Here is a 20,758-nt window from a genome sequence, read left to right as displayed (position 1 = left end):
CTCAGCGCTCGGCAAATTGTGCCGATACGGCTGCGAGCAGTTCCGTCAGATTGGCCGCCTGGCCGGGTGGATCAGGCAATCGAACGGGTCCGCGTTCGTGGCTGGGTAGCAGAATCGTGGCGTGACCGGGGGACGTGATCTGGCCACGGTGGTTGGTTGCCGCGAGTTCGAGGTCGACTGCCGGTCGATTACCTTCAGCAAGGTACTTGCGCACGACCGTCCCGGTGATGGTGTGCAGATCGCCGACGTAGTTGAAAAGCCGGAACTCGCAGTCGAGCTTCCAGAGCCAGGCGTCGTCGCCCATCCAGTCCGTGCACAAGTGAATGAGCCACGTTTCGCGCATGCGTCCGTAGTCGAAAGTGGTGGGATTGCCGGCATTTCGCGCCGCGTCCGGCTCCCAGTGCACCCGCTGTTGGACGTCGGGGACACCGTGTTCATTCGGGGTGTAGAAACGGGGAATGCGCTGCCGGTTACGCCACGCGAGCCGCAGGGGCCGCACGCCGTACATGCCGGTCCCCATTCCGACATGCCAGCAGACCATGTCGGTCACCGTCAGTGGGCCTTTTGTCAGTGGGCCGACCTCGTCGCCCTCGTCGACGTCCTCCCACCACCGCGGCTTTGCGCCGCGCGGTGATTCGCGAGCCAGCCTTTGGTCGATGTCAGCGATCTCCTCCGGAGTCCATGACTTCAGCTCCACAGCGTCGTATTTCTTGCGGCCTCGCGCCTTGCTGCGCTCGGTCCGGATCATGTTGCGGTATTGGCCGCCGAGGATGACGCCTTCATCGTCACGGAACACTTGTGCCGACCATTCGTGGATAGCCCGATCGGCAAATTCGCTGCTTTTGTCCAGTGCCGCGACGAGAGCGTTGCGACGGAAGACCCGGTGATTCGTCCGAAGCGGTGCCCACCACTCGCGCGACGACGATGCATAGAACGCGTGAACGCCGCGCAACGGGTCGCCCTTGGTCAACATGCGGTCATCCTCGGAGAGCGTGGTGACCTCGTCCTCGCCGATGAGGGTGTCACCACCGACGAGGGCAGGTGGTGCTATCGACTCGCCCCAAACGGATTTCGCGGCGTATTCCGGATCGGTCCACAGCGGGTTGGCGTCGCCGTAGCTTTCCGCGACGTGCCGGAAGCTGTCTTCGTTCGGGCGAAAGTAATGCGGCGGCTGAGTGTGGGGGACAGCGATACCGATGGTGGCCCGCAATCGCGCCAGACCCTCGTCGGTAATCTGGCCGGTCTCGGACATGGAAATTAAGATACCCGAAAAGCGGAAACGCCGTTAACGCAGGGATGGAAACATGGGACACGAGGCATCCGGGATCGTTGTCGACGTCGACGACAACGGCGTGCAGCGAATCACGATCGATCGCCCGGAAGTCGGAAATTCGTTGTCGCCCTTTGCGCGTGACGCACTCACCGATGCGTTCGTGCGTGCGGATAGTGACCCCGGCGTGCGTGCTGTCCTGTTGAGCGCGGCAGGCGGCCGGCACTTCTGCGCTGGGGCGGGACTGGCCCCGCAGACGCCGGATTCACAGGCCGCTCCGAGCCCGGTCGCCGAACGGCGCGCGGGCGACATTGCGCGCATGCTCCAGCAGGGGTGGCAGCGGTTGGTCGCGTCAGTGTTGGACTGCGACAAGCCCGTTGTCGCCGCCGTCAGGGGAACCGCTGCGGGCGCCGGCGCCAGCCTGGTGTTGGCGTGCGATCTGGTCGTCATGTCCAGCGAGGCAAAGATCATCGAATCGTTCGTACACCGCGGAATCTTGCCCGATTCCGGTGCGATACACCTGTTGACGCGGATCGTGGGGCTGCGCAAGGCCACCGAATTACTGATGCTCGGCGAGTCGATCGATGCTGCCGCCTGCGAACGGCTCGGACTGGTCAATCGCGTGACCGCGCCGGGGGACACCGATGCGGTCGCCGAGGAGATCGTCAATCGCCTCGCCGCAGGGCCGACGGTGATGCTGTCGCTGACGAAGCGACTGCTGTCGGTGTCGTCGGAGTCGGGTCGCGATCGTGCGTTCGAGCAGGAAGCCTGGGCGCAGGAGGTGGTGTCGCGCACCGCGGACTTGCAGGAGGGGCTGGCATCGTTCGCCGAACGCCGGGAGCCGAAGTTCCAAGGTCGTTGACGGTCACGCCTTGGTCGGACCGCCCCGGATGGTGAAGGTCGAGCTGTCATCGATTCGATCGATCGAGTCGGCGACGGTCTCCGCGGTGAGCGCACCGTCCTCGATGCCCTTGGTGACCCCGATGAACACACGCGAGACTTTCCCGCCGCCGACCGAATAGATATGTGCCGTGCGATCACAACTGCGGTGTGACAGGTATACGACGACCGGGGTGACCAGCTCGGGGTCCATGGCCTTGCCGGCGTCTCCCATGATGTCCTCGGTCATCCTGGTGCGCGCGATCGGTGCGATCGCGTTGACCGCGATGCCGTTACGCTGTCCCTCGATCGCCAGTACGTGCATCATTCCGACCAGGCCCATCTTCGCCGCGCCGTAGTTCGCTTGCCCGAAGTTGCCGAAAAGACCGGTGCCCGAGGTGGTCTGCACAATGCGGCCATAGTTCCGCTCGCGCATGATCGGCCATACCGCGCGGGTCACGTTGAACGTGCCCGCGAGGTGAACCTCGATGACGGCGTCCACCTGTTCGGCCGTCATGTTCTTGAACGCGGCATCGCGCAGGATCCCCGCGTTGTTGACCAGGATGTCAACCTGTCCAAAGGCGTCCATTGCGGCCGCGACGATCGCCGCGCCCCCGCGATCAGTGGCAACCGAGTCGCCGTTGGCGATCGCGGTGCCGCCGGCCGCGGTGATCTCGTCGACCACGCTCTGAGCCGCCGACGTCGAGGCACCGCTGCCGTCTACCGCGCTACCCAGGTCGTTGACGACGACCCGCGCGCCGCGCCGTGCAAGCTCCAGGGCGTGACAGCGGCCGAGCCCGCCGCCCGCACCGGTGACGATGGCAACCTGGTTGTCGAAAGTCATTGACTTCATGGGTGAGAGGTTACATTTACTCAAAAGAGAACCTGCATTTGCATCGGAGGACGTGACCATGGGCGGCCCGACTGAGTTGCTGCGGTCTGCGCACCTACGCGCCGGCCAGTTGCGGGCGCGCTACCGGGCAGCCGGCTTCTGGACCGCGGAGCCGCTCGACGTGGTCCGGTCTGCGGCTGCGCGGCACCCGGCCGGGCTCGCCCTTGCGGCTCGCGGTGTCGAACTGACCTACGCCGAACTCGACGAGCGCGTCGACACCGCGGCGCGAGCGATGCTCGATGCCGGTGTTGGCGCAGGTAGCGCCGTTGTTCTGGTGGTCGGCAACGATGTCGATTCCGTCGTGTGTGTCCACGCCGCCGTGCGCATCGACGCGGTGCTGTTGGTGGTCCCCCGAAGCGCCGGGGCGTCGCAGGTCGTCGACGTCGTCTCCCGATCGGGAGCACGATTTGGGGTGGCGCCGAACTGGACCGCGATCACCGACCTTGAACTGTCAGAGCGCTGTCGCTGGATCCGACTATCCGACGGCGGCGGCCTGGTGGGGTCTGCTCCGCCCCCGAGTCCGGGCAGGGCAGCCGACGAGCCGTCGTTCGTCTTGTACACCTCTGGCACCACGTCGCGGCCGAAAGGGGTCATCCACTCACTGAGCACGCTGGCCAAAGCTTCGGCGAACTACGTCACGGCGGCGGGCTTGGGCCCGGAGGACCGGATCTTCCTGATCAGCCCGCTGGCTTCGGTGACCGGCGTGGTGCAGGCGCTGTTCATCGGCCCTGAGCTGGCTATACCGGTGATTCTCGAGGATCGCTGGGATCCTGAGGCGACATGCGATCTGCTGATCCGCTCCGGCGCGACGTGGTACGGCGGCCCAGACCGACTCCTGGACAGGATGCTCGACGAAGCCGCGAAACGTCGCGCCGACATCAACCTGCGCGCGGTATATCTCGGCGGCACGATGCTCGACCGGCGCATCGTCGAACGCATCGAAGACGAGTTCGGCATCGTGGTGATGCGCGCCTACGGCTCCTCGGAGATCCCGGTGAGCACGTCCGGCCTGCGCAACGAGCCCCGCGACGTGCGCCATGGTGACGACGGGGTGCCCCTCGGCGACGTCGACGTACGCGTCGGGTCGGCGTCCGAACCGACCGAGTGTTGCGTCAGGGGCCCGCATTGTTTTCTCGGATATACCGACGCCGATGATGACGTCTCCGCGTTCGACGGCGAGTGGTTCCGGACCGGCGACGTGGCGGAAATCGTCGGCGATCGGGTGCGAATAGTCGGACGTATCAAGGACATCGTGATCCGCAACGGGTTGAAGATCCCGGCCGCCGAGGTGGAAGAGGCGGTGGCGAGGATCCGGGGGGTCCGCGAATGCGCCGCCTATTCGGTCACCGACGCCACCACCGGTGAGCGACTGGCGGTGGCTGTCGTGCTCGATCCTGACGCCGAGTTCTCGCTCGCTGAGGTGGCCCGTGCTCTGACGTCGGAGGGGCTGCCGAAATACAAACTGCCCGAGGAACTTGTCGTCTGGGACGACCCGCTGCCGCTCAACGCCAACGGCAAGGTCGATCGCAAGGCGCTCGGCACGCACTCCGTCGGACGCCCGCGTCTACTGGCCGAGCGCCTAGCGCCGTCCGGCTAGCTAGTGGCCGGGCGGAATACCGGGACGACGAATCCGTCGTCGTCGTCGCGGAAAGCGATCTCCAGTTCTAGTTCCGCGCTGAGGTTTTCGGCGCTGCAATCGTCGAGAACCGTCATCAGTCGTGGTCCCTCGTGCAGATCGACCATCGCCAGCACGTACGGTGTCCGCGCATTGAACGGCGGGCCGTTCTGATGGATGACGCTCCAGGTGTAGAGGCGTGCGCGTCCGCTGGCCGGCACCAGCTCGACGTCATCGCCCCAGCAGTGCGGACAGAATGGCCTGGGGTACAGCGAGTTCTGGCCGCACGTCCGGCAGGCATTCACCATCAACGCGCGGTCCTGCACCGCCGACCACCACGCCTGCCCGTCGGTGTCGATCGTGGGCCGATCGGGGGTCGTCACTACTGCCTCCCCAGAATCATCGTCGCGCTGTGGGTAAAGAAACCACCCATCGCGTGTACGCACGCCAACTCGGCCCCGCTGACTTGGCGCGGTCCGCATTCCCCGCGCAGTTGCTTCACCGCCTCCACCATGAGGAACATTCCCCGCATCCCTGGGTGACACGATGCCAAACCGCCGCCGTCGGTGTTGGTGGGAAGCGCCCCGCGCGGCCGCAGCGCACCCGACTCGATGAAAGGGCCGCCCTCTCCCTTGGCGCAGAACCCGAGGTCCTCCACGGTCAAAAGGACAGTCGAGGTGAACGAGTCGTACAGCTGGCACACATCGATGTCGTGCGGGCTGACTCCGGCCTGCGCGAACGCCCGCGGCCCCGAGCGGGCGGCGGCCGTCGTCGTGAAATCAGGCCACTGGCTCATGCTGACGTGCGACGTCGCGTCGGCTGCGCCGAGAATCCACACCGGATCCTTCGCGCAATTCCTCGCCACGCGCTCGCTGGCAAGCACGACGGCACCGCCACCGTCGGTGCGCAAGCACACGTGCTTCGACGTGAACGGTTCGGCCAGCATCGGTGCGGCCGCCACGTCGTCGACGGTGATGCATTCGCGCTCAAAGGCGTTGTCGTTCATCGATGCCCATTCGTGGGCGGCGACGGCGACTTCGGCCAACTGCTCGACGGTGGTGCCGAATTCGATCATGTGTCGCCGGGCGGCCATGGCGTACTTGGCGATCAAAGTGGCACCATAGGGCGCCTCATACTGCAATGCGCCTCCGGTGCCCATTGCCGCCGCCGACGCGCGGACCTGACGTTTGACATCGGAGCGCGCGGTCGAGCCGTAGGTCAGCAAAGCAACCTCGATGTCCCCGGCTGCGATCGCCGCTGCGGCGTGGCCGGCCATCACTTCCCACGACGATCCGCCGACATTTGTCGCGTCGACCCAGGAGGGTTGCAGGCCAAGGTATTCGCTGACTTCCACTGGGGGAAGTAGCGATCCGTGACCGCCGAAGCCGTCGATGTCGTCTTTGGTGAGGCCGGCGTCTGCGACAGCGCGCCGCGACGATTGCGCCATCAGCGCCATCGCGGTCTTGTCGGGAACGCGGCCGCAGTCGGACAGGGCTGCGCCCACGATGGCGACGCGGTTGGACGGCATTGCTAATGGTTATCACATCGATGCCAGTACCGATAACGAGCGTTGACAAGATTGTGGAAACACCATTCTCGGTCCGCTACGGTTAAGCTCATGGCGACGGCGCTCAGGGACGCATTGCGGGGCGAAGCGCTTGTGCTGTGTCTCGCGCTGCTGAATTCCCGTACTCCGGATGTGCCCGCGATCGCGGCGGCCAGCGGGTATGACGCCGTCTACGTCGACCTCGAGCACACCGCAACGTCACTGGAGACAGCGCAGATGTTGTGCGCAACCGCGGCCGGTGCCGGAATCGCCGGTCTGGTGCGCGTGCCGTCTCACGATCCAAGCCTCATTGCGCGGGTCTTGGATGGCGGTGCAGTGGGAATCATTGTCCCGCACGTTAATTCGAAAGAAGAGGCCGAGGCGGTCGTTGGAGCTGCGCGGTTTCCCCCGATTGGGCATCGATCTATTGCCGGGCCCAACGCGGTCAGCGGATATCAGCCGCGAGCGGCAGACCAGTTGGTGGAGCTGCTGGAACAACGCACGGTCGTCGCCGTCATGGTCGAAACGCCGGCAGCTGTCGAGGCATCCGACGCGATCGCCGCGGTCGAAGGGATCGACATGATCTTGCTCGGTCCGAGCGATCTGACCGCCGAAATGGGTATCCACGGACAGTATGAGAATGCTCATTTCCATCGTGCAGTAGAATCGGTCGCGGCGGCTTGTCGTGATCACGGCGTGGCGCTCGGGATAGCCGGAATAAAGTCTCTTGACCTGCTGAATCGATTCGTGGGGATGGGACTGCGATTCATCTCGGCGGGAACTGACGTCGGGATGATGACCGAGGCGGCTACCGCCCGTGCGCGCGCGCTCCGTGGACTCGAAGGGCCGCAACGAGAACCCTCGTGATGAGTCCCAACCGATAGCTCGAAAGCGACGTCGACAAGACCTGGAGGACCGGATGCCCACCGCCATCTACACCGAACCCGTTGCCGATTCAATGGCGTGGACCGGCTCGGACTTCACGAGCAAGGAAGATTTCGCGTTCGACCTGTCGACGCGCAATGTGGCTGCGCTGGAGTCGATTCTGGTCAAGACCGCCCATAAGGATCGGGATGAGATCACGCCGGAAGACGCGCGGCACCCAGACCTCGATGACGACCTGGGCCGGCTCTACCACGACTTGATGTACGGCAAAGGGCTGGCATGTGTGCGGGGCTTTCCCGTAGAGCGGCATTCCATCGAGGATCTCGAGCGCATCTACTGGGCGTTCTGCACGCACCTCGGTTACCTGGTGTCCAACAACTCCTTCGGCCACCGGATGGTGCGCGTTCAGGAGGAGATCCTGCCCGGCGGCGTGCAGCCAGCCCGAGGCACGAAGTCGCGCGCCGAATTGGCGATGCACAACGATGCCGCCGACATCTTGTCGCTGCTGTGTGTGTACCCGGCGGCAGAGGGCGGGGAGAGCCAGTTCGCCAGCGGACCTGCCGCGCACAACCGGATCCTTGCCGAACGCCCGGACCTGCTCGAGGTTCTCTACCAGGGATTTCCTCACCACCGGCGTAGCGAACAACCCGACGATCAGCCCGACGTCACGCCCTACGACGTCCCGGTGTTCTCTCAGATCGACGGGCGAATCTGCATCAACTTCACCTACAGCAGCATTTTGCCGGCGATGAAGACGCTCGGCCGCGAATTCACCCCGCAACAAGAGGAAGCGGTGGAGCTGCTCCGCAACATCCTCATCGACCAACAGGTGGAATTCCGCTTGGAATCCGGGGAAGCGGCCGTCGCCAACAACTTTGCGATGTGCCATTCCCGTTCTGACTTTGTCAGTAGTAACGATCCCAAGAAGGCCCGCTGCTTCCTGCGTGCGTGGATGGAAGTCCCGCTCGCGGATCGTCGACTGCCCCTGGGCCGCGAGTACTTCCACATGGAGAACAAAGACCTGCGTCTCGGATACGACGTGGTGCCCGGACGCGACGGGACGATCGCGCGCAACGACTACCGCAACGTCGACACCGCACTTGCCGACATGTTCAAGGCGGCGCAGGCGAAACCCAAGGCCCGGCCGTGACGGACGGTGCATCGGGTCTCGACCGGAGATGACGAACGCGACACGACCGCGATTGGTTGTCGAGCGCTGGACTGACCCCGCTGCCGCCGATGTCCTCGCGCAGTCCGATATCGACATCGTTGCGCTCGACCTGACGGCGCCCGCCGAAGATGGTTGGGCTGCACTGGAGTCCGCGCATGGCTACCAAGTCGCGACGCGAACCGATGTTGCGCGTGCCAGCGACGGCGCCCAGTGGCTGGCCACAGAGGCACTGATCAAGCGCTGCCCGTCCCTCCTCGCCGTCTGTTCGGCCGGCGCGGGCTATGACGTCATCGATGTCGAGGCGTGTACGCGAGCCGGGATAGTGGTGTGTAACAACTCCGGGCCGGGGGCCGAGGCCGTGGCGGAGCACGCCCTGGGGTTCATGCTGGACCTGGCCAAGAAGATCACCGTCGCCGACCGGGCGTTGCGCAGCGGTCCGATCGGAGACCGAATGGCGCTGCGGGGAAGCCAGCTGTTCGGTAAGACGCTAGGCGTTGTCGGGCTCGGTGCCATCGGCGGCCGCCTGGTCGAGCTGTGTGCGCCATTCGGCATGGAAATCTTGGTCTTCGACCCGTATGTCGATCAGGCGGCCGCCGCGGCGCGTGGTGTGCGGCAGGTGAACCTCGACGAGCTCGTCGAGCGCTCGGACTTCGTCCAAGTCACGTGCCCCCTGACCAAGGAGACGCGCGGGCTCATCGGCAAAGAGCAATTCGCCGCGATGAAGCCGACCGCCTTTTTCATCACCACGGCACGCGGACCAGTGCATGACGAGGCAGCGTTGCTCGAGGCCCTCGTCAGCGGTGAGATAGCCGGAGCGGGCCTCGACGTGTTCCATGAAGAACCGCCGCGTCACGACAACCCGCTACTTCAGCTCGACAACGTGATAGCCACGCCACACACCGCTGGCATCACCGCCGAAGCCGCGCGGGACATCGCGGTCGCGACCGCGACCCAATGGCAGGCAATCTTTGATGGCCAGATTCCGCCTCGCCTGCTGAATCCCGATGTCTGGCCACGGTACTGCGAAAGATTCCACGAAATCCTGGGGATTCAGCCGACCGCCCAAGCAGCTACGATCTCGTCGACGCGGACATAGAAAGGCCCGATCCGGTGGCACAGTACGACACGATCGAGGTCGAGGTCAGGGGGCACACGGCCTGCGTGACCCTCAACCGACCTGAGGTGCTCAACGCGATCAACGACGAGATGATCGCGGAACTCGCGACGGCGTACGCGGACATCGAACGCTCACAAGATATCTGGACGGTGATCATCACCGGCGCCGGTCGTGCGTTGTGCGTGGGAGCCGACGTCAACAAGGCCGCCGATCACGATATGGAGAACGCGGCCGGCATTGACAATCAGGGCGAACCCATCCTCAGCTCGATGCGCCAATGGGACGCACCGCAGGAAGCGACACCCCCCTGGTTACAGATGACCAAGCCGATTATCTGCGCGGTCAACGGAATTGCGTGCGGTGCCGGCATGGACCTGGTGACGACGGCGGACATCACGATCGCATCCGAGCGTGCAACGTTGATGGACCCGCATGTCAGCATTGGGGTGACCTCGGGTCGTGAAGGGGTCAGGCTCGCCCGGATCTTGCCGCTGCCGATGGCGATGCGTCTGATTCTGATGGGCAAACACGAGCGACTCGATGCGCAGCGCGCCTACGATCTCGGGGTATTCACCGAGTTGGTCGCGCATGACTCGTTGATGACGCGGGCGTGGGAGATCGCCGACATCGTGAATTCCAACGCACCGCTCGCCGTCCGGGGTTCACGAATGGCCGTGCGCAAGGGGCTCACCCTGCCGATCTACGAAGCCGAGCTTCTGGCCGAGAACTACCGGATGAAGGTTGCGCTGACAAAAGACGCGATCGAGGGACCACGAGCCTTCTTGGAGAAGCGCAAGCCCGAGTGGAAAGCTCTGTAACGGACCGGAGCTCGCGCTAGACCATCCCGAAGAAGTTCTTTGCGTTAGTGGACAGCACCTTTCGCTTGGTCGCCTCGTCTAGTCCTTCGGTCGCCTTATTGGCAACTGCGGTGCTATGCGGCCAGTTGGTGTCGTTGTGGGGATAGTCGGTCTCGAACATCAGTTGGTCTTCACCAACCAGATCGAGAATGCGGAACGCGACCGGATCACCGAAAGTGGAGAACCACACCCGGCCGGGAACCTGGGTGCTCGGCGGCTCGGTCAGCAGCGGATGGATGCCGCCCCAGGCACGCCGGTCTTCCCAGACCTCGTCGACGCGTTGCAGGTAATACGGGATCCAGCCGGCCTGCGCCTCGGCGAATGCGAGTTTGAGGTTGGGGAACTGCCTGAGCTTGCCGGAAAATAGCCAGTCGACCATGGCGATGGTGCAGTTGACGGCCATCAGCGCGCTCGTGACCACGTGCGGTGAATCGGGCGAGGACTTGGTGAGCGACGAACTCGATCCAATATGCAGCATGATGCCGACCTGATTCCGCTCGCATGCCGCGAAGAAGGGATCCCAGTAGCCACTGTGAATGGAGGGCAGATCCAAACGAGAAGGCAACTCCGAGAAGCAGATCGCTTGCATGCCCTTTGCCGCGACTCGTTCGACCTCTTTCGCCGCGAGCTCGACATCCCATAACGGGATGATGCCCAGCGGGATCAGCCGTCCGTTCGAGCCGCCGCCCCACTCGTCGATCTGGAAGTCGTTGTAGGCCTGCACGCAGAGCTTCGCCAGCTCCTTGTCCTTGGCGTACAGGAAGCGTTGACCGCAAAAGCGCACCAGGGTATTCGGGAAACAGGCGGAGGCCTCGATCCCAGCGATATCCATATCGGCGAGGCGATCTTCGACGCGGTAACAGCCCGGCCGCATCTCGTCGTAGGTGATCGGCTCGGTGGTGAGCTCGTCGATTTCGTATCCGGCAGCCGCGCTGATGAGAGGGATCGGTATGACGGCATCCTCGTAGTGCCAGATGTCCGCGTCGCGACCCTCGTCGTCTTCGATGAATGCAACGTCGGAGGTGACGGCTGGGTTCATTCGTCCACGAGTGCGCACGATCCGCGGCCCGATGTCCCGGTAGCGTTCCGGAAGCCGGCTGGTCCACAGGTCGGCGGGCTCCACCAGATGGTCGTCCGGCGAGACGATAGGGATGTCGACGCTCAAGGCTCCACTCCTTCGGAACGGCCTGCGCTTCAGCTGCGGCACGTTGACTCGAATATTGAGAATGACCATTTTCACGGTACCCCATGTACGTCGCCTCGCGCGCTCGGGCATCGATCCGCGGCCAGGAGTCTCGGTGATGGAATTCCAATGCGCCCACGGCCGTGGGTGGTTGGCCATCGGGCCAACGCGCGGGCGGTGTGCGATGCCGAAGAACAAGGCTGAAGCGGAAACCAGTACTTCTGCGGAGTGACAATCAACCTACACGTGTAGGTAGAACGCGCATTTTGGTTGTTGCACGGTATTCTGGCAGAACTATGCCTACAAAAAAGCCTGCTGGAGCCGACTTTGAGTCCGGCTTGGAACTGGTCGATGCCGAGGTCGAAGTGCCTGGGACGTGGCAAGAGCGCACGATCGAGAGGCGGTTGAGTACGGCCAGAGCGCGCGCTCTCGCGCGCAGTTCGCGATTCCTGGCCACTGCCCTGGAACTGGTGGAGGAGTCGGGGAAGGCCGATTTCACCATCCAGACGCTGATCGACCGGTCGAATCTGAGCCTGCGGGCGTTCTACCAACACTTCGCCGGCAAAGAAGAATTGATGTTGGCGCTTTACGAGAACGTCACGAGTCAGTTCACCGAGAACATTCGGCAAGAGGTGGCCGCGGCTGACGGCCCGATGGAGAAGCTGGAGGCGTTCTGCCGCGGCGTGCTGTCGCGCGCGGAGTCCTCGGAAGCTGTCGGCGGCCGTGTCATGACCATCTACAACCTCAGCTTGGAGATTGAGCGGCCGGACGACTTCGCCAAGGTGTGGGAGCCGCACCTGAAGCTGCTGACCAAGATCCTCACATCGTGCGCTCGGGCGGGTCTGGTGCGCACGGACCTGACCCCTGCGCAGCTCACCACGTTGATGAACACGACGCTCACGGCGCTGGCGCAGATCGGCGTCTTCCATTTGGGCGGCAAGAGTCCGAAACTCACCGAGGACCAATTGTGGGCGTGGTGCAAACAAGCCGTCACGCCACCGATCGAAGGTGGGGCAAAGCGGACGCGCAAGGCGACACCGCGCGCCACTACAACCCGCCGGTCGGCAAGCTAGCGAGGTAGGCCCAGGCCGCGCTGCGCGATGATGTTGCGCTGGACTTCGCTGGTGCCCGCGTAGATCGTGGTGCCCAAGGAGAACCGCAGCGAGTGTTCGATCCTGCCCCGCTCCGGGGCGGTCGGTTCCAGATAGCTCCGTAAACCGTCGGCGCCGAGTAGTTCGATCATGTCCTGGCTGGCGCGCACGAGCGCCTCGGTGCTGAACACCTTGGACATCGGGCCTTCCGACACTGGAATGTCGCCTTGTTCGAGCATCCACACACACCGGCGCAGGAGCAACTCCGACACCTCGTTTTCCATCGCGACCCTGGCGAGTCGACGACGGACGTCCGGCTTCGTAATGGGTTGGGCACCTTGCGCGTCGGGCGAAGTGGCCCACCGTTCGGAATGATGAAGCAGTCGCGTCAGGTGCGGGCCCCAGCCCGATGCGTGCTCGTCCTGCAAGGACAGTCCGAGCACCTGCCACCCACCGTCGACTTCGCCTATCCGCCACTCGTCGCCGATGCGGACGTCGCTGTAAAAGGTGATGTTCGTGCGCTCCCCGGACAGCGTCCACACCGCCTGTGCATCGAAGCCGTCGGTGTCGCGTGGCACCAGAAACATCGTCAAACCTTTGTGCTTCGGTTTGTCGGGGTTGGTCCGCGCAAGCAGGAAAATGTAGTCGGCGATGTGGCCGTTGGTGGTGAACATCTTGGAGCCGTTGATCACCCAGTCGTCCCCGTCGCGAACGGCCTTGCTGGCGGCAGCGGCGACGTCTGACCCGCATTCTGGTTCGGTGAAGCCGAGAGCGATGGTGATATCACCGTTGAGCGCGCCGGGCAGAATGCGGTCCTTCATCGCCGGCGTGCCGATCTCACGGATGATCGACGCGACCATCCTGGTGGTTTCCGAGAGGTAGACGGGCGCATCGGCGCGCATCAATTCCTCTTTGAGGATCTGGTCGTCCCACAGGTTGCGGTCCTGCCCGCCGAACTCGACAGGCCACCCCGGTGCAAAGTAGCCCTTCGCGACAAGACCTTTCGCGAACTCGTCGTCGTGTGACACGCCGCTGTGATAGAGACGTTCCTCGAATTCGGGTGTCAGGACATCGTGTAGGTGAGCCCGGATTTCGTCGCGGTAGGCAGCGGTGTCTGCGTCGAGCTGAAAATGCATGTGTGCACGCCAATCTGTCGTTGCCTACGGCCAAGGCGGGTGTGCTCGATAATGTTACTCTCAAATCTGAGAGCAAAGATATCCGCACGTGATGGGACCGACAGCCGTGGACTTGAGCCTAACGGGTGAACAACGACAACTGGTGGACTCGTTCGCCGCCCTGTTCGCCCGCGAATCGACCTCTGAGCGAATCCGGGCGGCCGAGCCGTCCGGTTTCGACCTCAAGTTGTGGAGGGCGTTGCTGGAGACGGGCGCAGTGGAGATGTCGGTCGACGAGACTGCCGGCGGATGGGGGGCATCGGAACTCGAACTCGGTTTGATCGCTGAACAATTCGGTCGCGCTGTCGCCTCAGCTCCACTCATCGAGGCGCAGATTGCCGCGCGCCTGCTGGCGCAATCGGGCGAGGCTGCCAAGGACCTGCTGAGCGCGGTGATCGCCGGTGAGCAACTTGCCACGTTCGCGCCCCGCGAAGCTCAGGGGCCACGGTTGGGCATGGTGCCCGGCGGAGCGGTCGCGGACTACGTCGTCGCCCTGGTTGAGGGTCGGTTGTTGGCGGTACCGATCGGGAAGAACCGCGCCGCAGTGGCAAACCTGGCGTCAATGCCGTTGGCGGACATCGCGGTCGACGACGAATCAGTCGTGCTCGCCGAAGGAACAGGCGCACGGGAGATGTTTTCCACCGCTCTCGATCTGTGGCTGGCGCTGACCGCGATCGCGATGGCGGCCGCGGCCAAGCGGGCCGTGGAGTTAGGTGTCGACTACGCCAAACAACGCCATGCCTTCGGCGCCGCGATCGGTACGTTTCAAGCCGTATCGCATCCCCTGGCCGACAGCGCCACCGCCGCCGACGGGGCGCGGCTGCTCGGGCTCAAGGCCGCATGCGCCTTCGCGGACGAGCCCGATCGCGTTCGCGAACTGGCGGCGATGGCCTTCGCCTTCGCCTATGAAACGGCACGCGAGGCTACCCGGCGGAGCCTGCAGATCCACGGCGGATACGGATTCGGCATGGAGGGCGACATTCAGCTCTACTATCGCCGGATACGCGGCTGGGCAATGGTTTTCGGTGAGCCCGGCGTCGCCTTGGACCGAGTCGCAGATGCGCGTTACGGAGCGGTGGTGGGCTGAGCCGGTTCGCGAGGCTCCATCACCGCGAAGCTCAGCGTCGCTCGGGCGGCCAGCCGATCCTTGGCCACATCGACGACATCGACCGCGACGACGATCAATCGTCTGCCCGCGCGGACCAGGGTTGCGGTGGCCCGCGCAGGACCTTCGACTATCGGCGCAAGGAAGTGAATCGACATGTCGGCGGTACCCGCTCCGGCCTTGGCGTACTTGATGGCAAGCCGCCCGCCCGCCACGTCGATAAGCGTGGCGAGCAAGCCGCCTTGGAGCGCGCCACGAACGTTGACCAGATCTTCACGGTTCTGCAGATCGACCACCACCGTGTCGTCGTCGTCGACCACGTCGTAGAACGGCAGATGCTCGAACAGGTGGCCGGGGATGGTCACCTCCATCGGGCGCGGCGTGGGCGTCACGCGTCGGCCCGGACCCGGTCCTTCAGCGACGTAACGATCGGCGGAGCGGTCCGCCAATTCGGAACCCCCTGTTCCTCACCGGCAACCGCGCCTTTGTCATCGCGCACCCCGACCCAGTGTGAGTGGTTCAGCTGGTGCAACGTGAAACACGAGTGGAGTGCGTTGTAAAAGCCCATGTTGTCGACGGACTGGTTGACTGAATCCTTGATCAACAAGGCCGCCATCGTCGGCACCGTGGCGATGCGCCGAGCCATTTCCAAGGTCCGCTCCGGCAGTTCGTCGCGTTTGAAGATCTTGCTGACCATGCCGAGGCGGTAGGCCTCCTCGATCTCGATGGCGTCACCGGTCAGCATGAGTTCTTTCGTTCGGCGCGGCCCGAACTCCCAAGGATGGCCGAAGTACTCCATGCCGCACATGCCCAATCGGGTGCCCACGACGTCGGCAAATCGCACTTCTTCGCTGCCCACGATCAGGTCGCACGCCCAGATCAGCATGAGGCCCGCCGAGAACACGTCGCCGTGGACCTGGGCGATGGTGATCTTGCGAAGGTTGCGCCAGCGCAGGTTGTTCTGGAAAAAGTAGTGCCATTCCTGAAGCATGATCTTTTCGGCGCCTTCGCGGGTCCCACCGTTGATCTTGGTCGTGGGATGCTGGTCGGGTCCGGGAGTGAATTCGGCGCGGGCCTGCTTGGAGCCAATGTCATGACCCGAGGAGAACATCGGGCCTTCGCCGGCGAGGATGACGACGCGGACATTGTCGTCTGCCTCGGCCCGCGCGAACGCGTCGTCCAGTTCGACCAGCATGCCGCGGTTCTGTGCGTTGCGTTGTTCCGGGCGGTTGAGCGAGATGCGCACGATCTGGTCGTCGTCAAACGACTCCCACTTCAGGAACTTGTAATCGCTCATCGCTTCCTCCACGGTTCTCTCGTCCCGGCAATGGTGTTATCAATATGTGAGAAGCTATGTTCTCACAGGTCAATGGTGATGACCGGAAGGGGTGCGGATGGCAGACGGTCAACGCAGACCGCGAGTGATCCTGTGGGGTCCCGGCCAGGTGGGCGTCGGCGCGTTGCGTGCCCTGATCTCGCACCCGGGGCTCGAGCTAGCCGGGGTGGTGGTGCACGCCGAAACCAAGGCGGGCAAGGACGCGGGTGAACTCTGCGGGATGCCCGCGACGGGCGTCATCGCCACGCGCGACATCGACGCCGCACTATCGATCGACGCCGACGTGGTGGCCTACTTCGCCTCGGGTGACTATCGCTATCACGAAGCGGCACAAGACATTGCTCGCTGCCTGCGCGCGGGCAAGCATGTGGTCTGCACGTCGCTGGTACCGATGTGTTACCCGCCGGCCGCCGACAAAGAAACGGTCGAATTGCTGGAAGCCGCGTGTCGGGAGGGCGACACCAGCTTCTTCAACAGCGGTGTCGACCCAGGGTGGGCCAATGACGTCATCGCGTTGACGATGACGGGGTTCAGCAGCCGCGTCGACAGCATCACCATGCTGGAGATACTCGACTACGGCCCCATCAACCAGCCCGACATCATGTTCGACTTCATGGGCTTCGGCCACACCCCGGATCATCCGGCGCCGCTATTCGACCCCGAGCGTCTCGCCGCACTGTGGGCGCCCACCGTTCACCTAGTCGCTGACGGCGTCGGGCTGCCGCTCGACCGTGTCGACACCTCGATCGAGAAATGGTTGGCCACAACGCGATACGAGGTGGCATCGGGGTGGATCGAGCCCGGCACGATGGGTGGGATGCGCTTCAAACTTGCCGGGATCGTGGAGGGGGAGGAGCGTGTCGTGCTGGAACACGTGACGCGCATGGGCGAAGCTTCGGCACCACATTGGCCACGGCATCCTTCACCGCACGGCGGCTACCGGGTCATCGTAGACGGCCTGCCCACCTACACCGTCGACATCGAGATGCACGGCCGGGGTAACAACATGCGCGGCCTGACCTACGCCACCGTGATGCGCGAGCTCAACGCCATCCCCGCCGTGATGGCGGCGCCGACCGGGTTGCTGTCGACCCTCGACCTCCCACTGGTTACCGGCCCTGTCCGCGGCGGAAGCTGGCGGGGTGTGCTGCCCACGGCGGCGACCCTGTGAGCGGGCAGATCGTGCCACCGATGCCCGCAGATCTGTGGGACGTCATGCGGACGTCGTCGGCGGTTCGGCGCTATCGTGACGACCCCGTTCCCGACGACGCCATCGAAACCTGTCTGCAGGCGGCCACATGGGCGCCGTCCGGCGGCAACCAGCAGCCGTGGAAGTTCGTCGTGCTGAAGTCGAGCGCCGTGCGCGACGTGATCACCGCTGCGGCCCATCAGACATGGGATGTGATGGCCGAGTTCTATAAGTTCTCGATGCCCGATGAGACCGCCGACGATCCCAAGTCGCGGGTTCTGCGGGCGATGGCTGAGCACATGCGCGTCGGTGGGGCGGCGCCGGTGCTTATCCTGTTCTGCGTGCAACCCCAGCGGGGAACCACCGAATTGCAGCAGGGCGGCTCCATCTTTCCGGCCGTGCAGAATTTCCTGCTGGCGGCGCGTGCGCATGGTCTCGGCGCGGCAATCACGCTCTGGCACGGGTCGTGTGAAGACGAATTGCGTTCAATGGTCGGCATTCCCGACGACTGGAAGATCGCGACGCTGCTGACGGTCGGATGGCCCAAGGGCGGGCACCACCAGGTGCGGCGGAAGCCGGTCGGGGAGGTCGCAGCGATCGATCACTGGGATCAGGCGTGGAGGACGACAACGCCGTGACGCCATTCACCCCGCAGATCTCGCTGTATCTGAAAACCTTCACCGACGGCCCGCGGCATGATTGGCGCGCAACATTGGCTACCGCGCAGGCCATGGACATTGCCGGCATCGATCGGGTCGTGGTTTCCGATCACGTCGTGTTCGGCGAGAACCTCGAGGCCTATGCCGACCCTTCCAAAGGCGGCGCCTCCGGCGGGCGCCAACCCACCGGGCCCGACGGAAGCTGGTTGGAACCGCTCATTGTTCTCACTGCAATCGCTGCCACCACAACCCAGATTCGCCTCGGGACGTCGATATTGCTGGCAGCTCTGCGGCGTCCCGCGGTTCTGGCCAAGCAGCTTGCAACGCTCGACGTGGTATCCGGCGGCCGAGTCGATCTTGGTGTCGGCGTGGGTTGGCAGCGTGAGGAATACGACGCCGCCGGTCTGCCGTTCGCTCGCCGTGGTCGACTGCTGGACCACACGCTCGAGGTCTGCAAACTGCTGTGGACCACACAGCGTGCGTCCTATAAGTCACCCGAATTGTCCTTCGACGGTATCCACCAGATGCCCAAGCCGGTCCAGCCCGGCGGCGTGCCCTGCTGGATCAGCGGCACCGTCAACGACGCAGTCGCACAACGTATCGCGCGCTTCGGCAGCGGCTGGATTCCATGGGGTTCCGCCTTCGCCGACCTTCCTACCGCAATCACGGCGATGAAAGAAAAAGTGCTCGCGCACGGCGGGGACCCCGGCAATCTGCAGGTCCAAGGCGCGGCGCGAGCCGTCAAGGGCGATGACGGATCGATCGACTACGCCGCGTCGGTCGCATCGGTACCCGCCCTGGTTGCCGCCGGGGTGACCGATATCAGGTTCACGATCGCTGTGCCGCAGAGTGGTCTGCAAGCGGTCGAGGTGCTGTCCCCGCTCGTCGAGGCTTTCCGCGACGTCACCCGTTAGACCCATCTGCGGCGAAAGTTCTTCATGCAAATCCGTGATCACTCGGAATCCTCGAAACCCGCTGTCATTCTCTATCATTCGGGAATAGCGGTCAGCTTCGCGGATCTCGAAGCCCGCGCGAACAAGCTTGCGCAATTTCTGCGGCGTTCGGGCCTGGTTGCCGGCGACACCGTCGCAGTGCTGATGGAGAACAACGAGCACATCCACGCCGCGATGTGGGCGGCTAAGCGAAGCGGGCTGTACTACACGCTGATCAACACCCATCTGAGCTCCACCGAGGTCGCCTACATCGTGCAGGATTCGACAGCGAAAGCGATCATCGCCTCCCGCGGCATGCGAGACGCGTGCGAGCAGCTGGCACAAACACTTCCGGCTGGGCTACCTCCGGTTGCGCTGATCGCCGACGACGAATTGGCCGGCTGGCAGCGTTACCCCGCCTGCGTCGCGGGCGAGCCGGCTAGACCGATCGGCGACGAATGCGACGGCCAACTCCTGCAGTACTCGGCGGGCAGCACCGGGCGCCCGAAGGGGATTCGCCGACCCTTACGACCACGCGGTACCGCGGTGTCGAGTTTGTCGACACCTGTCTTCGAAGCGCTTGGGGTGGATCATAATTCGGTCTACCTCAGCCCCGCGCCCACGTATCACACCGCGCCGGCCATGTGGACCATGGCGGCTCAAGCCGCGGGCGCGACGACGATCTTGATGGAGAAGTTCGACGCCGAAGCTGCCCTCGAGTGCATCCAGCGCCACGGTGTGACACATGCGCAATTTGTGCCCACCATGTTTGTGCGGATGCTGCGGCTACCCGAAGAAACTCGGATGCGCTATGACCTGTCCACGTTGCGACGCGTCGTGCACGCCGCCGCCCCGTGTCCCCCCGAGATCAAACGCCAAATGATCGACTGGTGGGGGCCGATCATCGACGAGTACTACGGATCATCGGAAGGCGCGGGAATCTCATTCATCCGTGCCGACGAGTGGCTCGCACACCCGGGGTCGGTGGGCAAGCCGCTGCTCGGGACACCGCACATTCTCGACGACCGGGCAGCCGAACTCGGGCCAGGGCAAGTAGGCGAGATCTACTACGACGGCGGTTATCCGTTCGAGTACCTCAACGACGCGGCCAAGACTGCCGCCGCGCGGAGTGTCGAAGGTTGGGTCACCGTCGGGGACGTCGGCTATCTCGACGAGGAGGGCTATCTGTACCTCACGGATCGTCGCGATCACATGATCATCTCTGGGGGAGTGAACATCTACCCGCAAGAGACGGAGAATCTTCTCGTCAGTCACCCGTTGATAGTGGACGCCGCAGTATTCGGTGTGCCGGATCCGGTGATGGGTCAATCGGTGACCGCGGTCGTGCAGCTGGCCGATCCCGGCCTCGCGTCCGCCGGACTTGCCGACGAGTTGATTGCATGGCTGCGGAGTCGTATGGCGCACTACAAATGTCCGCGGACGCTGCACTTCGAGCCGCAGCTTCCAAGGACCGACGCCGGCAAGCTCTACAAGAGGGAACTGATCGCGCGGTATGCCAACGATGGCGTGAGTTAGTCCTCTTCAGGCCGAACATTGTCGCAGGTGCCGTTGCCATATCCGGGTATTCCGTTGTAGTCGCATTCGTCGCGGCTGCCGTCCGGGTACACGCAGGTGATATGCCCGCGCACGATGCCCAAGGTGTTGGCGAATGCTCCACCAGATTCGGTGCATCGCGCCGAGGCCTGGCTAATGCAGGTGTAGTACGTGCGGAGGCTGCCAGCGATCTGGTCAGCGCATTGTCCCGACGCGTGCGCAGAGGTGCCCGCCGTCAGCGAGACAGCGGCGGCTGCGGCCAAGCCCACGACGGCGGGGGCAGTCCAAAAGCCCATAGATGA

19 protein-coding genes and 3 pseudogenes are annotated in these 20,758 nt (G+C 64.1%); 12 read left to right on the top strand and 10 right to left on the bottom strand.

What is annotated here, in order from left to right:
- Position 1: 1 nt before the first annotated feature.
- A complete protein-coding gene (locus MKK62_RS24935) occupies positions 2 to 1,252 on the bottom strand; it encodes a hotdog family protein (protein ID WP_240263242.1) in 1,251 nt (416 codons plus the stop codon).
- A 52-nt stretch (positions 1,253 to 1,304) separates the two neighbouring features.
- On the opposite strand from MKK62_RS24935, the gene MKK62_RS24930 reads away from it, so the two are divergent.
- Positions 1,305 to 2,132, top strand: a complete 828-nt coding sequence (locus tag MKK62_RS24930) for an enoyl-CoA hydratase/isomerase family protein (protein WP_240263243.1) — start codon at positions 1,305 to 1,307, stop codon at positions 2,130 to 2,132.
- A 3-nt stretch (positions 2,133 to 2,135) separates the two neighbouring features.
- On the opposite strand, the gene MKK62_RS24925 is transcribed toward MKK62_RS24930, so the two are convergent.
- Positions 2,136 to 3,002 (bottom strand): SDR family NAD(P)-dependent oxidoreductase, encoded by an 867-nt coding sequence (locus tag MKK62_RS24925; protein WP_240263244.1) that lies wholly within the window; start codon positions 3,000 to 3,002, stop codon positions 2,136 to 2,138.
- A 109-nt stretch (positions 3,003 to 3,111) separates the two neighbouring features.
- On the opposite strand from MKK62_RS24925, the gene MKK62_RS24920 reads away from it, so the two are divergent.
- Positions 3,112 to 4,638 (top strand): class I adenylate-forming enzyme family protein, encoded by a 1,527-nt coding sequence (locus tag MKK62_RS24920; protein ID WP_240263937.1) that lies wholly within the window; start codon positions 3,112 to 3,114, stop codon positions 4,636 to 4,638.
- Here the strand turns inward: MKK62_RS24920 and MKK62_RS24915 are convergent.
- Positions 4,635 to 5,039, bottom strand: a complete 405-nt coding sequence (locus MKK62_RS24915; RefSeq protein WP_240263245.1) for a Zn-ribbon domain-containing OB-fold protein — start codon at positions 5,037 to 5,039, stop codon at positions 4,635 to 4,637. The genes MKK62_RS24920 and MKK62_RS24915 overlap by 4 nt on opposite strands.
- Positions 5,039 to 6,184: an acetyl-CoA acetyltransferase gene (locus tag MKK62_RS24910; RefSeq protein WP_240263246.1), complete on the bottom strand. Its 1,146-nt coding sequence runs from the start codon at positions 6,182 to 6,184 to the stop codon at positions 5,039 to 5,041. The genes MKK62_RS24915 and MKK62_RS24910 overlap by 1 nt, the downstream gene beginning before the upstream one ends.
- Before the next feature lie 5 nt (positions 6,185 to 6,189).
- On the opposite strand from MKK62_RS24910, the pseudogene MKK62_RS24905 reads away from it, so the two are divergent.
- The 4 genes and pseudogenes from MKK62_RS24905 to MKK62_RS24890 all read left to right on the top strand — a co-directional run bounded on the left by MKK62_RS24905 (position 6,190) and on the right by MKK62_RS24890 (position 10,193).
- A pseudogene (locus MKK62_RS24905) lies at positions 6,190 to 7,069 on the top strand (HpcH/HpaI aldolase family protein).
- A 52-nt stretch (positions 7,070 to 7,121) separates the two neighbouring features.
- Entirely contained in the window at positions 7,122 to 8,237 is a 1,116-nt protein-coding gene (locus tag MKK62_RS24900; RefSeq protein WP_240263248.1) for a TauD/TfdA family dioxygenase, read from the top strand.
- A gap of 28 nt (positions 8,238 to 8,265) precedes the next feature.
- The gene (locus MKK62_RS24895) at positions 8,266 to 9,354 is read left to right on the top strand and encodes a hydroxyacid dehydrogenase (protein ID WP_240263249.1); all 1,089 of its coding nucleotides are present in this window, start codon (positions 8,266 to 8,268) and stop codon (positions 9,352 to 9,354) included.
- 14 nt (positions 9,355 to 9,368) lie between these two features.
- Complete coding sequence (locus MKK62_RS24890; RefSeq protein WP_240263250.1) at positions 9,369 to 10,193, top strand: enoyl-CoA hydratase/isomerase family protein; 825 nt, start codon at positions 9,369 to 9,371, stop codon at positions 10,191 to 10,193.
- Positions 10,194 to 10,209: 16 nt separating this feature from the next.
- Here the strand turns inward: MKK62_RS24890 and MKK62_RS24885 are convergent, their stop codons facing one another.
- Positions 10,210 to 11,397: an amidohydrolase family protein gene (locus tag MKK62_RS24885; RefSeq protein ID WP_240263251.1), complete on the bottom strand. Its 1,188-nt coding sequence runs from the start codon at positions 11,395 to 11,397 to the stop codon at positions 10,210 to 10,212.
- Between the two features lie 314 nt (positions 11,398 to 11,711).
- Here MKK62_RS24885 and MKK62_RS24880 point away from each other — a divergent pair, with 314 nt between their 5' ends.
- On the top strand, positions 11,712 to 12,488 hold the full coding sequence (locus tag MKK62_RS24880) for a TetR/AcrR family transcriptional regulator (RefSeq protein ID WP_240263252.1): 777 nt from the start codon (positions 11,712 to 11,714) through the stop codon (positions 12,486 to 12,488).
- Here the strand turns inward: MKK62_RS24880 and MKK62_RS26625 are convergent.
- Positions 12,485 to 12,859: pseudogene (locus tag MKK62_RS26625) on the bottom strand (acyl-CoA dehydrogenase family protein); the annotation flags it as partial. The gene MKK62_RS24880 and the pseudogene MKK62_RS26625 sit on opposite strands and share 4 nt — an antisense overlap.
- 216 nt (positions 12,860 to 13,075) lie before the next feature.
- Positions 13,076 to 13,642: pseudogene (locus MKK62_RS26620) on the bottom strand (acyl-CoA dehydrogenase family protein); the annotation flags it as partial.
- Between the two features lie 106 nt (positions 13,643 to 13,748).
- On the opposite strand from MKK62_RS26620, the gene MKK62_RS24870 reads away from it, so the two are divergent.
- On the top strand, positions 13,749 to 14,768 hold the full coding sequence (locus MKK62_RS24870; protein ID WP_240263938.1) for an acyl-CoA dehydrogenase family protein: 1,020 nt from the start codon (positions 13,749 to 13,751) through the stop codon (positions 14,766 to 14,768).
- On the opposite strand, the gene MKK62_RS24865 is transcribed toward MKK62_RS24870, so the two are convergent.
- Together MKK62_RS24865 and MKK62_RS24860 are read right to left on the bottom strand one after the other, a co-directional pair.
- Positions 14,747 to 15,157, bottom strand: coding sequence for a PaaI family thioesterase (locus MKK62_RS24865; protein WP_240263254.1), 411 nt, complete (start codon positions 15,155 to 15,157; stop codon positions 14,747 to 14,749). The two genes, MKK62_RS24870 and MKK62_RS24865, sit on opposite strands and share 22 nt — an antisense overlap.
- Before the next feature lie 17 nt (positions 15,158 to 15,174).
- Positions 15,175 to 16,083, bottom strand: a complete 909-nt coding sequence (locus tag MKK62_RS24860; protein ID WP_240263255.1) for an enoyl-CoA hydratase — start codon at positions 16,081 to 16,083, stop codon at positions 15,175 to 15,177.
- 124 nt (positions 16,084 to 16,207) lie between these two features.
- Between MKK62_RS24860 and MKK62_RS24855 the strand changes: the two genes are divergently transcribed.
- From MKK62_RS24855 to fadD4, 4 genes are read left to right on the top strand one after another with little or no spacing between them, the layout of a single operon-like run.
- A complete protein-coding gene (locus MKK62_RS24855) occupies positions 16,208 to 17,293 on the top strand; it encodes an NAD(P)H-dependent amine dehydrogenase family protein (protein WP_240263939.1) in 1,086 nt (361 codons plus the stop codon).
- Between the two features lie 44 nt (positions 17,294 to 17,337).
- Complete coding sequence (locus MKK62_RS24850; protein ID WP_240263940.1) at positions 17,338 to 17,949, top strand: nitroreductase family protein; 612 nt, start codon at positions 17,338 to 17,340, stop codon at positions 17,947 to 17,949.
- The gene (locus MKK62_RS24845) at positions 17,928 to 18,884 is read left to right on the top strand and encodes a TIGR03619 family F420-dependent LLM class oxidoreductase (RefSeq protein WP_434084998.1); all 957 of its coding nucleotides are present in this window, start codon (positions 17,928 to 17,930) and stop codon (positions 18,882 to 18,884) included. Before MKK62_RS24850 ends, MKK62_RS24845 begins: the two co-directional genes overlap by 22 nt.
- A 24-nt stretch (positions 18,885 to 18,908) precedes the next feature.
- Positions 18,909 to 20,438, top strand: a complete 1,530-nt coding sequence (gene fadD4 / locus MKK62_RS24840) for a fatty-acid--CoA ligase FadD4 (protein ID WP_240263256.1) — start codon at positions 18,909 to 18,911, stop codon at positions 20,436 to 20,438.
- Here the strand turns inward: fadD4 and MKK62_RS24835 are convergent.
- Positions 20,435 to 20,752, bottom strand: a complete 318-nt coding sequence (locus tag MKK62_RS24835) for a hypothetical protein (protein ID WP_240263257.1) — start codon at positions 20,750 to 20,752, stop codon at positions 20,435 to 20,437. The two genes, fadD4 and MKK62_RS24835, sit on opposite strands and share 4 nt — an antisense overlap.
- Positions 20,753 to 20,758: the final 6 nt, after the last annotated feature.

Origin of the sequence: Mycobacterium paraterrae (assembly GCF_022430545.2) — a bacterium.
GTDB classification, from domain to species: Bacteria; Actinomycetota; Actinomycetes; order Mycobacteriales; family Mycobacteriaceae; genus Mycobacterium; species Mycobacterium paraterrae.
Note: the sequence above shows the minus strand (reverse complement) of the source record. Positions and strands in the feature narration are given on the sequence as shown.

Bases quoted from the DNA above. Each gene is read 5' to 3' on its own strand.
- fadD4 (WP_240263256.1), top strand. From the start codon at position 18,909: ATGCAAATCCGTGATCACTCGGAATCCTCGAAACCCGCTGTCATTCTC.
- MKK62_RS24895 (WP_240263249.1), top strand. From the start codon at position 8,266: ATGACGAACGCGACACGACCGCGATTGGTTGTCGAGCGCTGGACTGAC.
- MKK62_RS24930 (WP_240263243.1), top strand. From the start codon at position 1,305: ATGGGACACGAGGCATCCGGGATCGTTGTCGACGTCGACGACAACGGC.
- MKK62_RS24860 (WP_240263255.1), bottom strand. From the start codon at position 16,083: ATGAGCGATTACAAGTTCCTGAAGTGGGAGTCGTTTGACGACGACCAG.
- MKK62_RS24925 (WP_240263244.1), bottom strand. From the start codon at position 3,002: ATGAAGTCAATGACTTTCGACAACCAGGTTGCCATCGTCACCGGTGCG.
- MKK62_RS24865 (WP_240263254.1), bottom strand. From the start codon at position 15,157: ATGGAGGTGACCATCCCCGGCCACCTGTTCGAGCATCTGCCGTTCTAC.
- MKK62_RS24910 (WP_240263246.1), bottom strand. From the start codon at position 6,184: ATGCCGTCCAACCGCGTCGCCATCGTGGGCGCAGCCCTGTCCGACTGC.
- MKK62_RS24880 (WP_240263252.1), top strand. From the start codon at position 11,712: ATGCCTACAAAAAAGCCTGCTGGAGCCGACTTTGAGTCCGGCTTGGAA.
- MKK62_RS24850 (WP_240263940.1), top strand. From the start codon at position 17,338: ATGCGGACGTCGTCGGCGGTTCGGCGCTATCGTGACGACCCCGTTCCC.
- MKK62_RS24935 (WP_240263242.1), bottom strand. From the start codon at position 1,252: ATGTCCGAGACCGGCCAGATTACCGACGAGGGTCTGGCGCGATTGCGG.
- MKK62_RS24900 (WP_240263248.1), top strand. From the start codon at position 7,122: ATGCCCACCGCCATCTACACCGAACCCGTTGCCGATTCAATGGCGTGG.
- MKK62_RS24835 (WP_240263257.1), bottom strand. From the start codon at position 20,752: ATGGGCTTTTGGACTGCCCCCGCCGTCGTGGGCTTGGCCGCAGCCGCC.